This is a genomic window from Enterococcus rotai (assembly GCF_001465345.1).
In the GTDB taxonomy this organism is placed as follows: Bacteria; Bacillota; Bacilli; order Lactobacillales; family Enterococcaceae; genus Enterococcus_L; species Enterococcus_L rotai.
The window spans coordinates 1,157,710-1,174,547 of sequence record NZ_CP013655.1; the positions used below are offsets into that span (position 1 = coordinate 1,157,710).

The following is a 16,838-nucleotide window of genomic DNA, read 5'->3' on the forward strand; positions in this document are numbered from 1 at the left end:
ATTTCCGATTTACCAGAACCTGTTGTCCCAGCGACTAACCCATGAGGTCCGTGAGCTTTTTCATGTAAGTTCAAGTAGACAATATCATCTTTTCCACGTAAACCAAGCGGTATAGCTAATGTTTTATTAGCTGTATTCTGTGTAATACTAACAAAATAGGGAATAATATTAGGTGGGTAAAAGAAAAAAGTAAAAAACTACTAAAAATAGTAATTTTTTACTTTAAGGATGACTCAATATTTAACTTTTTCTTTTTGTCTCAACTCTGTAATTTGTTTCTCCATTTCCTGCAATGCTTGTGAAAAGTCTTTATGAAATGTACAGAAAATTTGAGAGCATGCATAGTAATTACTTGCAATTTTCTTCTTGTTTACTGGTCTTTGTTTATCACTAAAAAAATTATTTAGTAGGTTCAGTGCATTTTGCCAAGAATTGAGTTGTTCTAAAAGGTCATGTAATGAGTAGATATCTTGGTGGCTAATACTTTTAATTGGTTGATTTCTGTCGTTTTTAATATTTAATGGTTGTATTTTATTCATGGTGATTCTCCTTCAAATTTTTTGGAGAATTTCTTAAATGTATGATATACTCAACTTGTCTAGGGTGGAGTTTTAATTTAAGAAATTCGTTTCTTATTTTTAGAGCTCTGCTTTTTGTTTTAATAATTCATGAATTCAAAATAAATAAACTTGTTTACTTAGGTTCATGTTAGATCACCTCCTTTAAATAGAGCCTTCTGTATTTTTAGACGTCTAGGATATAAGATAATAATTATTCCTATACAAAAGAATGTTTCTATTAACTTTACACTCTCATTATACATATTTCTGTTTACTTTATCAAGCGTTAAAGTAAACATTTAAATACTTTTTTGAAAAATATTGTAAAACCTAGTATAGTAATATATGAAAGAAGGTGCTATTTTGGAGCAATTAGGAATCAATATTAGGAAATTACGTAAAGTCAGAGGTATGACACAGGAAGAACTGGCAGAAAATGCTAAAACAACGAAGCAAAGTATTTTAAAGATCGAAAAAGGAGAAACAATTCCTCTGAGTACGACTCTTTACGCGATTGCATCTTCATTAGGCACAACTGTTGAGACTCTTTTTAGTGAGAATATTGAGCTTAGTCAGACTTCTGAAAATATAGTTTTAGATGTTTTGAGGAAACAAGCCTCATTTAATGAACTACATAGAAATATTTTGGAAGACAGTAAAGACGATGAATTTGATAAAGTAAATTTAGAGAAGGAGAGGAAACTACTTCTTTCAGAATTAGATATAGACAATCTAAGTAACAAAAAATTGTATGAACTTATTTTATTGAAACAGATGTCTGATTTAGAAAGTGCACGGGAGGAATATTTAAACACTAATAGTAACTACTTGCAGTGACTTTTTTGTAGTTTTTATTCATCAAAAATAGGCTCTATACTTTCTGATGTTGGTGAGAAATCACTGGCATCTTTTTTAATGCAAAATAATAGAAAAGACACCCTGATATCCTTTAGAATTAAGTCGACGAAAACCAATCAAAAGGGGAAATCAAGATGTCCTATACAAATCTTATCAAAAATACCTTAGATATTCTAGACTTAAACATTACTTTTAATGAAAATTCTTTAAAAAAGGAACGCATCAAAGGACGGATCTGCCAAGTATTCTCGGGTACATTGGATTATTTAGCTCACTCCTGTCCTCATTGTGGTGCCAAAGAAGACGGATCGATTATTCGTGGGAGCTTTACAACCTGTCTGATTTTACTAAATGATGTTTCTGAATACCAAACTTATTTACGCTTAAAGAAACGCCGTTTCTTCTGTCATTCTTGTGATAGAACTTTTATCGCTGAAACAAGTCTTATCGAAAAGTGTTGTTCAATCTCGAAGAAAGTGAAGCTTTCGATTGCCGATCGTTTAAGAAAAACCATGTCTATGAGCGAAATTGCCCGTCAAAAGAAGGTCTCTGTTTCCTCTGTTTATCGCGTATTGAAACAATTTTACGAACCAAAAAAAATCAATCGGCTCACCTTGCCAGAAGTCCTTTGTTTTGATGAATTCAAATCAGTGAAACAAGTTGCTGCTTCTATGAGCTTTATCATGATGGACGGGCAAACAAAACAGTTAATGGATGTCGTTGAAAATCGGCAACTTCCTTTTTTAGAACGCTATTTCTCACGATTTCCTTTGGCAGTTCGTGAAGGTGTAAAATACATTGTTTGCGACATGTATGCGCCTTATTTTTCTTTAATTAAGAAACTATTTCCCAAGGCTCAGGTTGTTCTTGACCGCTTTCATATTGTGCAACACATTGGGCGAACGTTCTTAAAACACCGCATTCAACGAATGAATACCTTTCTTCATAAGGGAAATGGAGAGGCAAAAAAATATCGTCATCTAAAGAAATACTGGAAAGTTCTTCAAAAGAATCAATCAAAGCTCAATTTTGAAAAACGCCATTGGCGTCCTTCTTTCCGTGCCTATTTAACAGAAACTGAACTCGTAGATCGGTTACTTGCTTATGATGAAGAATTGAAAGCTGGCTATATCTGTTATCAGGATTTTCTCTACGCCATACAAACAAGAGATTACGCACGGTTTCATGCGTTATTAGAACAAGATTATTCTAGGCTTCCAGATTATTATCAAACGACCATTACTACCTTTAAAAAAGTTCAAACGGGCATTAAAAATGCGTTGGATTTGCCTTATTCCAACGGACCATTAGAATGCTTGAATAACCATATAAAAGTACTAAAGAGAAACGCCTATGGCTTCCGTAACTTCTATAATTTTAAATTGAGAATTACTTTATGCTTTGGCACTGTTCTTTTTCAACCAAATAGAAAAACCTAGAGGAATTTCTCTCTAGGCTTCATCATTGATTTAATTCTTTAGATTTTCTTCACCAACATTAGTTGACAAAGAGCCCAAAAATAGTAAAAGCTTTAAGTAGTCTTTCTAGCTTAAAGCTTTTACTATTTTTTAGTTTATATTTTATTTACACTTAATCTTCCTATTGCTTCTTCTTTTTTTCTTCGTATTCTATTCGGATAACTTTTAGATAAGAATAATGACGAAATAATAAAATGACACCACATAGGATAAGTATTAATTCTAATCTTCCCCAAGTAAAGGAACTATAACTAGAAAAAATATTAGTAAAGCCTGAAGCTAAACAGCAAATAAATATCCACCACGCAGTTGAGTTTTTTGGAAATTTTTTTTCTTTATTTACTAACCAAAACATTATGATAGTCTGAATAACCGCACGAATAATCATTCCACTTAGGAGTAGCCCATATAAATAGTATTGACTCCCAGCCCAAAATCCAAAAATAACATTAAATATTGTCATTATTACTTGGACAAAAAGAAGAATATTAGCTATTTGGTCTAGTTTGTCTCCCGCATATTTACTTTGCACTATCTTGTAGCTCCTTTTCGGATAATTCATCTGTATCATAGCTTATTTCATTGCAATAGTTAATGATCAATTGGTAGTTATCGTTTGATAGTTTTTGATTATCATATCGATCGTTTCCAAAGTCAATTAAATCTAAGCGCACATCATTTGGAAGAAGCTCTTCATAACAATTTTTATTGGTTCTTAAAGCACCTGTGAAGTATTCTTTTCCAAATAATGATAATGTAACTCCAAATTCGATTTCTTTGACTGGTTTCTTAGTTTGATTAAGTAGAGCATACTCTAATACCATGGTTTCATTTTTTATGGTCATATTTCCAGTGATGAGTACTAATTCATTTAGTGGAAAGTTTTCTTTGTTATTTTCAAAATAATTATTCCAAGCATCAATATATTCTTTATTAGTAATTATCGGTTCATACTCGGGAGTTTCTTTTAAATACTTTGCCCAATTAATTCTCATTTGTATTGTTCACCTTCTCTCCATTTAGTTCCAAATCTTTGATTTCGAAGGTAATGTCGGAGCCAGTATTCTCTTTTAGTCTGTCAAGATACTCTATAGGAGCATTTGCAGAAATAGTTCTAGGAGAAACACCATTTACAGGAAGGTTAGGAAAATCATCTCCTTCAAAATTAACTTCTATAAATTCACCTTCGGAAATATTTTTAAAATTGGGTTTAAGGAGCATTTTTATACTATTAATATTATTTTTTGATGAATTAATAAAAAATACGCCTAGTGTATAGCGTTCTTCTTCTGGAGAATAATGCATAGAGTAAGTTAATATATTGAGTTTCTTAGTAGGATCAATTCTAGATTCTACGTTTAAGAATGCTTTTTCAAAGAAATCATTTTCTATAAAGGTAGCTATATCTTGTTCAGATTTTTTATTATTTTCAGATAAAAGTACGGTATATTTTCCTATTCTATGACCATTATCCACGGTTTTTTTTTGGTTATCTGTTAGGCTATTTGCAGTAGTTTGAGAACTAGATTCAACACTATTATTCAAAGTATTTTTCTGACAGGCAGTTAGTAAAATTAAAATTAAAAATGTTAATGTAAATTTGACGCGTCTATTATTAGTCATATTTTTCCCCTTCGGTTATAAACCAGTATCAATGTCTATGAGCTCTTTTTTACTACCAGAAATCCCGATTCCGACTAAGCCAGGTTTACTTACATCAAAACCATCAGTTCCTAATTTTGCTTTTATTTCTCCAGATAGCAAAGATAGATCGATTTTACCACTGACTTTGTGTAAATCATCTTCCCAGAAAGTAACTTCATAACTACCTTTCGCGGCGCTACCTCCTAAAGCGATATTTGCTCCTTTTTGGTTAACTGTACCTTTTAATGAAGCATTACCTACAGACCATGAAGTATCCCCTAAGTCGACTGAGGCAAGACTTCCTGAGGCAGAACCACTCATTCCCATACCCGATTTTAAAGAAGGGTTCCCAGAACCATTTATATCAACATTAGATGACATTGATGGCTTAAGAAGATCAGCACTTGCAGAACCATTCACATCTAAGAAAGTTACTTTTGACATATTAGGATATAAAATTTTATATTTGCCATCCTCATATATTAATTTTGCATCTTTTCCTAGTATATCTAATGGTTGAGTCGGTAAAGGCCAAGATTTCATATTTTTGAATGTATAATATTCGCGTAAAACCTTAATTTGGTCATCTGATAAATTACGATACAGTTCTCTGATTTTTTCTTCAATTTGCTCTGGTGATAGTAATTTATTCATTCTGACCTCACTTTCTAGGCGCTTGTTACGGCCATCAACAACGCCAGGAATCTTATCAATATTTCCAGCACTACCTACAGCTTTTAGTCCTGAATTTAGTCCTGGTGCAGTAAGGGAGGAAGCACTTTGGATTTTGCTTTTGTACTGACTTATTATAGTCTTCAATTGTTTTACTTCATCAGAACGAGCTGTAATTTTTTCTTTTATTTCACGATCATCTGTTTGAGCTTTTTCCTCTGCATCAGTTAATGCTGTTTTGATACCCGTAACGTATCCATCCAATTTTGTAGTTAATGTAGATGAGGATGAGGCGCCAGAAAATTCATCCGATAAAGTACCTTCAATTGATAGTTCACATTCTTCAATTAGACTGTCAATTTTTGATGCTAGTTTTTCTGCTGAGCTATAGTATGTGTCTATATCTGTAGCAACACTTGCTATATCTGTATTATACTTTTCTATTGCTTCACTTGAAAGCTTTCTTTTTCCCATTTGTTACCTCCAACTAGATATATTTGCTCCAGAGCTTATTACTTTATTAATATAGCTATCTAACTCTTCGAAAAGAGTGGCATCGCTTATAATTTTTTTAGATAAAGATTCAAAAAAACCTGTCACTTCCATCATATAGGTAAGAAAATTTTCAACATACTCTTTGTAACTTTCATCGGAATCTGAGTCCCAATCTTCTTTAGTTAATGCACTTTTTTTAGATTCTATTAGTTTCACACCTTCTTGCAATTGAGCTAAACCTAACATAATATTAGTGCAAATCTCTGTTTCAATTTTTCCCTTATCAATCAGTACTCCAGCACCCATCGCATAGGAAGCTTTTGTTTCTGCTGCTTTTGGCTTATATCCCCCTGCATATGATGGGGTAGGTTGAGTACTAGAATATGATGGTGTATAAATTTTATTAATGACGTCTCCTGTAGTCGGCATATTGCTCATTTTAAAACCTCCTTTTATAATGATTCGAAACGTTCATAAGCTGCATTCAAATCACTAAGAACTAAGTCGTTATATTTATCAGTTGGAGCAATTACATCAGATTTAATAATGTTCATTAATTCTTCTATACTCTTTCCAGCTTCGCCTTTGTAACCTTTACTTTCGATACCTTCAAGGGCTTTTTCTATATTAACTAACCCATTATGGATATTTAGAAAGCCTGTTTTTAATGCATCTTTTTGTTCAGCTAATTTATCTGTTTCCACTTTTAATTTATATCCCATAATTATGCTCCCTCATTATACAATTGAATTTAATGCTTGTTTGAATAAAAATTGTGTATTTGTTAAATCTGTTATTGTTGAACTTAAATCTGAGCGTAGTGTTTCAATTTTTTTATCTAATTTTGTCTGTGCTTTTATTCCTTTATCCCATGCGCGTTTTACAGCTTCTTTTGCAGTTGTTCCATCGCCAATGAGTGCTGAAGCCTGTGCATTGACCCCATTCATATAATTTCCTTTTAAATCTTCAGTATCAACTTCATCAAATTTATTTTTTGAAGTGTCTATTAAATCGCGCAATTCTCCATGATTAGTATCTAGGGATGTAATATTACTATCTAAAAAAATTTTTTTCATTGTTAGAAATTCAATTTTAGTCGTCAAAGAAGTGATTTTGGACTCCATTGCTCTGATCTCAGGTTGGTAAACATTTTTTATATTTTGACGTTCTACATTTTTTTCAGCTTCTGTTTTTTTTGCCATAGAATTCTCCTTTAAAATATTGTCGGTAATTTAAGAATAGTCGCATAATCGTCTTCTACAAAGTAAGCTTCTTGATTCGTTAGAGCAGGTGATTTGTAGTTCAAGTTAGCAGCTGTTAATAGACTTTGGTCTGAATATTTCATAAATAGTAAACCATGTTTATTTTGTTTTAATAACTTAGAAAAATCGTCATAGTTCGCACCATAATCATTTGCAGAGCCAAAAGTAATGAACTTAATTGAATTGTATTCTTCATAAAGTTCAATATTTATCTTGGCTAAGGTATCTCTTGTTTTAGCGCTAAAATCATTAATGTTTGCAATTAGAATATAGTGATTCATTTCAACATCGGTTCTATTTTGTTCTTTTAGAGCGACTTGTTCATTTCTAATACCAGTTAATAGCTGTTCCATGCCTTCTAGCTCTGAAACGTAACTTACTACAGAACCACTTAAATGTTGATATGTTTGTCTACTAGTATCAACTACATGTAAATAATTAATTGGATTAACTTGATTCATACGGTTAATTTGTGTAATAAAGAGTTTCATTAATCCTTCGGTATCTTGTTGACTAGCCCCTACAACTGTTAAATGTTCTTCTTTAGTTGTTAACCAAGGGACTACTTCAACCGTGTCTAAATCTAATCCTAAAGGTATATATTCGGTTGAAGCAGGATGTTTTCTGTCTAAGATACCTTCAAAATGCTCATAAGTTAAATCTTCTGGCACCATAGGAATAGGCTCAGGTCTTTCACCAGTCCAATGTTGATCCATCTGGCTAACTTCTTCTTGAATCGCTTCAATAATTTGTAAGGTATCTTCACCATCAGCTGGAAGGGCAGTCTGGAATAATTCAGGCTCTTCCAACTTGATCAACCCACGACCAGGTAAGTCATCAATCGTTAATGTTGTCCGTCCAACAATCGCTCTTGGCTCTGAATCATCAATCATTTTCAGTACAATTTGCGTTTTGATATTACTTGAAAGAGTCGCTCTCATTGAATTTTGTCTACCCGCAGATAGAAGTAAATGAATCCCGATTCCGGCACCTTCACGAGCTACCTGAGTAATAACCTTCTCAAGAATTTCTTCAAACTTGGCACCTTTCATTCCCTCAAAACCATCTAGAAGAATAAAGATGATTGCTTCTTCCTTCCCACTAGCTCGCTCATACATATCTAAACTAGCCACTGAAAACTCACTCAACAGCTTCTTACGACGTTTCAACTCATCATTGATCCGTCTCGCAAACTTCTCAATTTTCTCTTCTTCATCAATACTCATCGTATCTGCTACATGAGGCAGTTTTTTCAACGGTAGAAGTCCATTTGTTCCAAAGTCCAATAGATACACATTTAGCCTTTCAGGACTATGCACTCGCGCCAAATCCATCACAACCGTCTGCATAAACGTACTTTTCCCATACCCAGGACTACTAAACACGGTCATATGACCTTCTTGGGTCATATTCAAACGCAAGGTATTCTGCGCCTGCATACTCGGCACATCCACCACACCCAAAACAGGTTCAAGCGGCTGTTTCGCTGTTAACCATTCTTCTCTAAAGTCCACAGGATGAAGGGTAGAAGAAGCAATCCGTTCTTCCAACGGCGGTAACCAAGGTCTCGGTAGTGGGGTGATATTTTCTCTTTCCGCCACTTCATGAATCCCATCAATAATGGCATCAAGTTCTGTCGGAATCTGCTTCACATCATCCGCATTTTCAAGCCCACTTAAATCTTCACTTAAAATCTCATACTGCCCTAAATCATTCACAAGATAAATCGTATGATCCTCAATCTGTTGGTCATCTTTTTCAGGCTGATAATCCGCTCCACTCCAAGCACTTTGGAACAATTCGTAAATCTCATTATTCCCAACTTGCAAGTAGGCACGCCCAGCTTGGGTTATTTCCGCCGCATCTGGCGTTTTCAACATTTCCATCGAATCGGCTTTATCCGCCACTTTCAACGCTAATTTAAATTTCGAGTTACTCCAGATTTGGTCATTGACCACACCACTTGGTTTTTGTGTCGCAAGAATCAAATGAATTCCTAATGAACGCCCAATCCGAGCCGTAGAAACCAGTTCTTTCATAAACTCAGGCTGTTCAGATTTCAATTCGGCGAACTCATCTGAAATTAAGAAGAGGTGAGGCATGGGTTCTTCAACATCGCCATTTTTATATAATTTCTGATACTGATTAATATGATTCACGTTATTCTCCGAGAAAAGACGCTGACGGCGTTTTAGCTCGGCATTGATAGAGATTAAGGCACGCATACTTTGAGCGCCATCTAAGTTGGTAATACTCCCTAATAAGTGGGGTAGGTTACGGAACAAGTTCGCCATACCTCCACCTTTGTAGTCAATCAGTAGGAAAGCTACGTCGTAAGGATGGAAATTCACGGCTAAACTCAAGATATAACTCTGTACGATTTCCGATTTACCAGAACCTGTTGTCCCAGCGACTAACCCATGAGGTCCGTGAGCTTTTTCATGTAAGTTCAAGTAGACAATATCATCTTTTCCACGTAAACCTAAAGGCACAGCTAAGGTTTTATGCGGGGAATGTTCCGCCCAACGTTGGGTCACATTAAATTCCTCGAATTTTTCGATGCCGTACATTTCTAGGAACGTCACGGCTTCTGGAATACTTGATTTCAAGTTTTGTAAGTGATTCAATGGCGCAAGCAGTCTTGGCAATTGTTCTTTGTTAAATTCAGCAGGGAAGTGATCCAATTGGAACGACTTGTTCATCAATTTGCCTTCTTCTAACAAAAGAACCCCAGTATTTCGGTCACGGATATCGATAACCGTTTTGATATTATCGGATAAACTACTCATAACATCTTCCACGAAAATCACGCTACAACCAAGCTCACTCGGATCTTCATTGAAGAATTCCATAATGACATGATCCAAAATCAACTTCTCATCAGTGATCATTACCACATAATGAGGGGAGAAGATCGTACTGTCACGGCTATTACGGTTTTCTTCCATGGAATTTTTACGGTTTTTCAAAATTTGATTCAAACTATTTAACACTTGATCTCGGCTCCGTTGGTTATAGACAAACCCACGCACGTTCACATCCTGCATTGTTGCATGAGGCAACCAACGCATCCATTCCCATAGGCCTTTTTCCGCTTCTGGGAAAATCGAGATAAACTGTAAATCATGGTAACTATGGAACACTGATAACTGATTAACCAGTAAATGAAGCTGTTCTAGCACTAAGTTTCTAGGACCAATATACCCAACAGGTCCATTGACTAAATTCGCCACGATCGGCATATCCTCAAGCTCTAAACTCTTCGTATAAAGCTCATAACCGCTTTTTTCTAAATCATCCGTTTCCTTGCCACGTTCTTTGTTAGAATAGGTAATTTCACTTGACGATTGCAGTGTTCCTAAACCTAAACGATAGAACAGAAAGTCAAAATGCAACGGCGTTTTTTCATAAATTCTTGGGCTATATGTTTTTGTCATGTCCAATAATTCTGAAACGTTTGGATAGTGGTAGAGCTGTCCTTGTTTTTGTTCTTGATTCAGTTGATGTAACTCTACCGATTTATCGACTAAATATTTTTTATAGCTAACAGTGCGATCGATTAGGCTTTGTTTGTGTTCTTTTTTTGTTTTAAAGTAATTGGTGATCGAGAAAATAATCGTGATCAACGTCGTTGCAGCACTGGCTAAAACGAATAAGCCATTCGGTCTGAAAAAGGCCATCGCAACCGTCACCATCAACATCACGATCGGTGGTAAAATCGTTTTGATCAGTTGGTCTTGTTGTTTATTGTTTGGCTCACTTGGGGCATTGATCGTGATTTTTTCTTCTGGTTCACGGTAAATGATCCGTGGTGAACGGTGGAAATCTGGATAATCTTCATAGACATCGTAACGAGACGTATAGATTTCGCATAAATCTGATTTAATGATCGTTCCTTCTGTCGCATGGATTTCATGGGTAAAGACTTTCAATGTATGGTGTAGGAAAGACAGTTCGTCTCCTTTACCAAGTAAATAGTCTGTGCCGGTAAATAATTGATTATTGATCATCAACGCACCCGAAAGCACCGTTAACAACCATTGATCGTCTTGTTTTTTCAAAATAGCGGCAAGGGGCTGTGCTAAATCATCATTTGGTAATTCTAATGTTGCCCCTTTGTCTGTACTTAAAATAAGTTCTTTTTTATCTAATAGGTCAAATACATGTAGTTTCGTTACAGGCGCTAAAATGATCGTTGCTTGTTGATCATCCGCTAATGAAAAGGTGAGGGGAGAGCCAAGAGATAAGGTATATTCTTGGCCTTGGTGTGTTAGTGTCCACTCATTTTTCATTTCGATTATCAATTCGTCTGCTTCAGTTAGTAACGGTAAGTGCAGAGATGCTTGATTATCTGAACCGATTTGTTGTATTTTTTCTTCATCAAGGGTCAATTGATAGCGATAGCCCTGAAGGTAGATGATGGCTTGTGTCTTGGTCATCTAATTTCCCTCCTGAACAGTCGATCCTTGTGTTTGTTCAGCTTCTTCAGCAGCTTTCACACCTTCGTCACGTTTTTCTTTGTATTTTTTATAGTCGGCTTCTAATTTACCAATGGTTTCTTCTTTTTCGGTACCAGTCATTTTCGTGTCTTTTCTGACTTGTTCGATTTTTTGTGTGATCCCATATAAAATCAAATCGGAATCTTCTAAGTTTTTCGCTACATCTAGGGCTTCATCCAGATTTCCTCGTCCGTTTTCGATCCAGTAATCTAGGTAATTTTCATCAGAACGTAGGGTTACGTTGTTTAAGATGACTTTTTTCTGTTGCTCTTGTAAGGCTTCCCCTTGAATAAAGCTAAAGGCTAGTTCATATTTTTGAGTGAAAGGAATACTTGCTGTTTTTACTGGATCTAAGGTTGTGATCACGGCCTCATAGTCATTTTTCAAGAAGGCTGTGTCCGTATTTTGCATCCGATCTAAGAATGGTAAACGGAAAAATAGTAAATAAACCAATGGAATCACTAAAATAGCAGATAACACCGTCATCCAGATCGATAATTGTTTCATCACTTGGAATTTGGTTTTGCTGACTTTTTTGATTGTTTTGGCCGCATGCTCTACGGTTTGGTCGTACATTTGTACCAAATATTGTCTGATTTCTTCAAAGCTTTCTTTTTTCAAAATAGTTTGAACGAATTCGGAGCCTTTTTTGATTTCTAATTGTCCTTCATAGAGTTTGGTAAAATCATCTTTTTTCTCGAATAAGGCAATGATCAAGCTTTTATATTGTCTTAATAGTAAGTCGTTATTGGTGACTTTCGGCGGCATTTTTCCGTCTAGTCCACGGTAAGCAATTTTAGGCTGTAGATTATAATCAAACAGCAGGTTTTCTGGGTGGATAAAGAAGGTAAGTGGTAAATCTAACAGTTGTTCAACGGCTGCCATGTTTGTCATGGCACGAAGTTTATCTTCTTTTGTTCCAGCTTTTAATTCGTTAAAGGTAATCCGTTCTTTCGGTAATGCGTAGGTGAATGTCACGGCGTCTTCTTCCCAGTGGATGCTTGTGTCCATCAAGAGTGGGTGAGCGACTTTAAGTAAGGCTAAATCTTTTTCTTCATTGACTTGAACTTCGGATTTTCTCAAAGCAAGTTGCCAATTTTCACTCGTTTTCTTAAATTCATACGTATGTTTTTCAATTATGATTGCTACAGTTGTTTCCTTCATATTTTCCATCATCTATTCTCCCAACACTTCGATTATATCTCCGTCTGTTATCGGAAAATCTTTTAGTTTTTGCTCTTCGTCTAAAAGAATTCCTTTGTTCAACACTTTGATTTGGTATTTTTTAACGTCTTTTTCTTTACCGAAAATTTGGTTCAATTCCCGAATAAAACGGTAAACAGTAATATTATTCGGAATACGTAGATCGACCATTTTTTCTTTATTTTTTTGATACATTAAGGTGATATTGATATGTTCTGTATTATCTGCCATGGTTTTGTCCTCTTTTTCTGTTGTGATACAAAAGTAAGGTGACAACGGTCACCAAGGCTAAGCCTAAAATCAAGGGGAATAACGCAGGAGGAGAAGAAACTGTAGGTTCAGTTTCTTCTCGTTTAACGGCTGCTTGATTCGTTCCATTGCCTACAAATAATTGAGTAGGATCTAATTCTTTTACTTTTGCTGCTTTGGTTAAAAATAGGTTAGACATGTCTTCTTGTTTTTGTTTTTCTTCCAACGCTTTGGCGTTAGCAGTTTTTTGAATCATTTCAGTTTCAAATAAACGGTCTTCGGCGACAAAGCTTTTGGTTTTACCGTCGTCGACTTGTTCTTTATTCAACCGATCTGTTTGTAATTCTAAGTTGTTATCAAGTAAGGTTTCTTCTGCGTGGGCTGTATCAGAAAAGGAAAAGCCAATGATTCCTACTAAGCATAAGAAAATCAGTTTTTTCATTTTGAGACCACTTCCTTCGCTTTCCGTCTTGGTTTCCAAATAAAGATGTTGAATACGATCAAGGCTGCGATCGCTAATAGATATAAAATGATCTGAACGATATTCAACGCATTATTTGCCAAAATATCGGCTAAGTTGTTTTCACCGATCGACAATGGATTGATGGAGCGAATAAGATCGACCATCGGATTATTGCCTTTCGTTTTCCCAATGGCGTTCGTCACAAAGACATAACTGATAAATAGGAAAAGACTTAAGGCAAAACCAGCGATATGGAATTGCTTCAATGCATAGTGATTTAATAATGAGAAGATCAGCATAAATAGTACGATCATCATGCCCCAAACGATTTGAGATTCTTTGACGATGCCTAGTTCACTGATACTCAACATACTTAAAATCAAGCCAATCCCAATTGCACTTAAGCTGATCAACAGAGTTTCTAACATGTTGTCTTTTAGCCATAGTTTTTCTTTTTTGAATTTATTTTTAACCTTTCTGGTAACAGGTTGTGTTGCGAATAGGTAAGCGATAAACAAACTCAAGGTATACATGATCAAGATCCAAGTGAACGGCTCATTGACTTCAGTCGTTTTGATCGTAGCTTCTGATTTTCCGTTAACTGGATTTGCGATAAATTGTAGTAAGGTATTATTTGGCACGCCGTCTTTATGCGCATTGTTCAATACTTTGATAAAGGCGGAGACGAAATCATTGTTGTTTGCGAGTTCTTTGTTCAGGTTATCCATGATGACATCAGCGTTAGCAGATAAATCTTCACCATTTTTTTGCGCATTTTGTACGTCTTTATCAAATGAGGTAAAGACAGATTTCACGCTTTCTGCTTCTTTGACGTTCATGTCAGAGGCTTCTTTAACCATTTCTGCTTGCTTTTTGATGGATTCAAGCATGGAATCGATCGAAGAGATTTCGGTATCTGTAGCTGTATTGTCAGAGGCAACTTTGGTTTCGGATGTGGTGATTTCCGACATGTTTTTTTGCCAATCTGCAATTTGTGCTAAGTGTCCTTTGACATTTTCGTTTAAGTTCATGGTGTTACCCTGGATGTCTTGTAATTTTTCTCCGATTCGTTCGGATTGACGATCGATGTCGTCTGCTTGTCGAATTAAGGTTTCTAATTTGTCATGTTGATCTTTGTAATGACCTGTTGCAAATGTTCCATTAAGTACTTGTTTGAACATTTCGGTCATGTTCATGTCCAGTAGGTTGTTGAAGACATCGAATGGGTATTTGTCGAAGTTTTTAAGTTCTTCAGCTACGCTATTGTATAATTCGGTCACTTTTCCAACTTCTTCAGAGTATTTTCTTTTTGCTAATTGATAATTTCTATCTAGAAAAGCTGTTGTATCAATCGTTTGGTTCCACTCAGCTACGTAGAGAGTAGCTGTGGTTGATTTTTGTTGACGGGGTGCTGGCTGCACTTGTTTGACTTCAGGTTGAGTTGTCTGATCAGTGGTCTCAGGTTCACTTTCAGCTGATTGTTCGTTACTTTCAGAAGTCGTTGTGCTTTCTGCTGTATTTTCTGTACTAGAGCTGCTTTCTTGCTCATTAGTAAGAGCTTTAAAAACAGGAGATGTAGTGACAGTAGTTGTTGGCACAGGAGTTTCGGCAGTTGGTTCCGTTTCTTTTTTTAATACGATGTTAAATGATGGCGCTTGTCTAGAATATTCATCATAGGTCGTAGCAAAGCTATAATAAACAGTGATTCTATCGTTTTTTCGTTCAATATCGTATTCATGATTTTCTGTTACTGGAATTGTTCCGTCTCGATCAAAGCTTACATCAATGATTCCTAGCTCATTAAGATCGCTTATGTTAGAGATACTGAATGTTCCTTCATTAAAGTTTTCAGTGTCTATTCTGAAACTTTTTCTATTCCCATATTTTGCGGGATCTAATACGTCTTTTTTAGCATCTTGTAATTTGGTATAGGTTTCCTTGAGATCTTGATAATAAGAACTTTCTTCTTTCACAAATTCTGGATCAGTATTCCAAACTAGAAGGTCGATCGTTTTGGCAGTATCATTATTTAGCTCATTATTTTCTATGATTTTTTCATTGGCAGCTTCAATTTTTTGGTTTATTCGTTCTACTTGTGATTGGATTCGTTCTGTTTTTCTACTAATCGTTTTCAGTGGCTCACCATCGTTGTATGGTACATCCATATACTGAAAAATTTCATTCATTTCATCTATATCTTCGGTATCGATTTTGTAAGGTAAAATGTCTAAACGTTTTTGTATACTCACAAGGTAATCATCATTAAATGTGCTTAGATTGTTTAGTGATGATGAGTAATTCATTTTTTTCAAAACAGTTCCAAATGTTACTTTAGATGCTTCATCTGTGTTGACTCTAAATTGTTTGAAAAATTGTTCGCTATAAGTTTCAAAATACGTATTTTCGATCGCTCTTAAGTCCTCAATTTGTTTTTCCACATCTGCTTTAGATGCTAATAACTGTTCATTTAAGGCATTCATTTGCTCGATATAACGCCCATTTCCGTCATCTGAGGCAATAAAGTCATCCTGTAATGACTGATTCAAACTTTCAAGTGTGCTGTACAATTTACTAGTCTCGGAACTTAGTACGCTATCATCCATCGAGGTTAAGATTTTGACAAATTCTTCATAGGATAGTTTGCCATCAGCACGTTGTTTTAATAATTGTTCTAGTAATGTTGAAAAATCTTGATGACTGCTAACTAACGATTCTGGATTTTTGATAAAATCGATCAAGGTAGTTGTCAGTAAATCATTGGCTTGTAAGGCACTTTGAGATTGTGAAGTGATGCCAGGTAGATATTCTTTAAAATTAATGGTTGGCTGGTACAAAATATCTTGGAATTTGCTAACCGAATCTGTCTGGTTGGTATAAACTTTTTCAATATTTTGCTGAGCGGTATATAGATTATCAACGATGCTGACCACATATAAATCAACAAGCTGCTGGTTTAAATCATTAACGATTTTACGACCAACACTTCTAGATTCATTTTCTAACGTAGCATTCCCATTGGCGTTGATTTTATAGTTGACTTGGACTTTTTCAGGTGCTTCACTATCTAGTTCTAAAAGTTTACTTGAAAAATTGCTTGGAATTGTCACGAGTAAGTTATAAGTGCCGGATTTTAAGCCATTTTCAGCAATTCCTCGGCTAACTGTAAACCAGTTGTACGTCGCATCTTTTTCAATTTTCTTGACATAATCCGCGCCTAAGTTATAGTCTATGTTATTTTTATTAACACCGTTATCTTCATTTACTAATGCAATGTTCAACCGCATATCTTGTTCTTCTTTTGCTTTATTTGCAGAGATATCGGTAAAATCTCGGTTCATAAATATCAGCATAATAAGTAAAATTACAACCATCCAAACAGACTTCAACATATAATATAGTTTTTTACTGTTCATTTATCATTCTCCTAAAAAAAGAGGAACAGCGAGGAGCAAGTG

15 protein-coding genes and 1 pseudogene are annotated in these 16,838 nt (G+C 35.3%); 2 read left to right on the plus strand and 14 right to left on the minus strand.

What is annotated here, in order from left to right; genetic code table 11:
• Together ATZ35_RS16925 and ATZ35_RS05400 are read right to left on the minus strand one after the other, a co-directional pair.
• Nucleotides 1-125: pseudogene (locus ATZ35_RS16925) on the minus strand (FtsK/SpoIIIE domain-containing protein); the annotation flags it as partial.
• A gap of 108 nt (nucleotides 126-233) precedes the next feature.
• Nucleotides 234-539: a hypothetical protein gene (locus tag ATZ35_RS05400; protein WP_208929838.1), complete on the minus strand. Its 306-nt coding sequence runs from the start codon at nucleotides 537-539 to the stop codon at nucleotides 234-236.
• Between the two features lie 384 nt (nucleotides 540-923).
• On the opposite strand from ATZ35_RS05400, the gene ATZ35_RS05405 reads away from it, so the two are divergent.
• Nucleotides 924-1,397 (plus strand): helix-turn-helix domain-containing protein, encoded by a 474-nt coding sequence (locus ATZ35_RS05405; RefSeq protein WP_208929839.1) that lies wholly within the window; start codon nucleotides 924-926, stop codon nucleotides 1,395-1,397.
• Between the two features lie 155 nt (nucleotides 1,398-1,552).
• Nucleotides 1,553-2,857, plus strand: a complete 1,305-nt coding sequence (locus ATZ35_RS05410) for an ISL3 family transposase (RefSeq protein ID WP_208929840.1) — start codon at nucleotides 1,553-1,555, stop codon at nucleotides 2,855-2,857.
• A gap of 160 nt (nucleotides 2,858-3,017) precedes the next feature.
• On the opposite strand, the gene ATZ35_RS05415 is transcribed toward ATZ35_RS05410, so the two are convergent.
• The 12 genes from ATZ35_RS05415 to esaA are packed head-to-tail and all read right to left on the minus strand — an operon-like array spanning nucleotide 3,018 to nucleotide 16,796.
• A complete protein-coding gene (locus ATZ35_RS05415) occupies nucleotides 3,018-3,428 on the minus strand; it encodes a hypothetical protein (protein WP_208929841.1) in 411 nt (136 codons plus the stop codon).
• On the minus strand, nucleotides 3,418-3,891 hold the full coding sequence (locus ATZ35_RS05420; protein WP_208929842.1) for a hypothetical protein: 474 nt from the start codon (nucleotides 3,889-3,891) through the stop codon (nucleotides 3,418-3,420). The genes ATZ35_RS05415 and ATZ35_RS05420 overlap by 11 nt, the downstream gene beginning before the upstream one ends.
• Nucleotides 3,881-4,519 (minus strand): hypothetical protein, encoded by a 639-nt coding sequence (locus ATZ35_RS05425; protein ID WP_208929843.1) that lies wholly within the window; start codon nucleotides 4,517-4,519, stop codon nucleotides 3,881-3,883. The genes ATZ35_RS05420 and ATZ35_RS05425 overlap by 11 nt, the downstream gene beginning before the upstream one ends.
• Nucleotides 4,520-4,534: 15 nt before the next feature.
• Nucleotides 4,535-5,686: a V-type ATP synthase subunit I domain-containing protein gene (locus ATZ35_RS05430; RefSeq protein WP_208929844.1), complete on the minus strand. Its 1,152-nt coding sequence runs from the start codon at nucleotides 5,684-5,686 to the stop codon at nucleotides 4,535-4,537.
• Nucleotides 5,687-5,689: 3 nt separating this feature from the next.
• Nucleotides 5,690-6,145, minus strand: a complete 456-nt coding sequence (locus ATZ35_RS05435; RefSeq protein WP_208929845.1) for a hypothetical protein — start codon at nucleotides 6,143-6,145, stop codon at nucleotides 5,690-5,692.
• A 14-nt stretch (nucleotides 6,146-6,159) separates the two neighbouring features.
• Nucleotides 6,160-6,429 carry a hypothetical protein gene (locus ATZ35_RS05440; protein ID WP_208929846.1) on the minus strand — a complete coding sequence of 90 codons (270 nt, stop codon included), beginning with the start codon at nucleotides 6,427-6,429 and terminating at the stop codon, nucleotides 6,160-6,162.
• A 15-nt stretch (nucleotides 6,430-6,444) separates the two neighbouring features.
• Nucleotides 6,445-6,909 (minus strand): hypothetical protein, encoded by a 465-nt coding sequence (locus tag ATZ35_RS05445; RefSeq protein WP_208929847.1) that lies wholly within the window; start codon nucleotides 6,907-6,909, stop codon nucleotides 6,445-6,447.
• An 11-nt stretch (nucleotides 6,910-6,920) separates the two neighbouring features.
• Nucleotides 6,921-11,408 carry a type VII secretion protein EssC gene (essC, locus tag ATZ35_RS05450; protein WP_208929848.1) on the minus strand — a complete coding sequence of 1,496 codons (4,488 nt, stop codon included), beginning with the start codon at nucleotides 11,406-11,408 and terminating at the stop codon, nucleotides 6,921-6,923.
• A complete protein-coding gene (gene essB / locus ATZ35_RS05455; RefSeq protein WP_208929849.1) occupies nucleotides 11,409-12,644 on the minus strand; it encodes a type VII secretion protein EssB in 1,236 nt (411 codons plus the stop codon).
• Nucleotides 12,645-12,902, minus strand: coding sequence for an EsaB/YukD family protein (locus ATZ35_RS05460; protein ID WP_208929850.1), 258 nt, complete (start codon nucleotides 12,900-12,902; stop codon nucleotides 12,645-12,647).
• Nucleotides 12,892-13,362 carry a hypothetical protein gene (locus ATZ35_RS05465; RefSeq protein ID WP_208929851.1) on the minus strand — a complete coding sequence of 157 codons (471 nt, stop codon included), beginning with the start codon at nucleotides 13,360-13,362 and terminating at the stop codon, nucleotides 12,892-12,894. The genes ATZ35_RS05460 and ATZ35_RS05465 overlap by 11 nt, the downstream gene beginning before the upstream one ends.
• Entirely contained in the window at nucleotides 13,359-16,796 is a 3,438-nt protein-coding gene (gene esaA, locus ATZ35_RS05470; protein ID WP_208929852.1) for a type VII secretion protein EsaA, read from the minus strand. The genes ATZ35_RS05465 and esaA overlap by 4 nt, the downstream gene beginning before the upstream one ends.
• Between the last annotated feature and the right edge of the window lie 42 nt (nucleotides 16,797-16,838).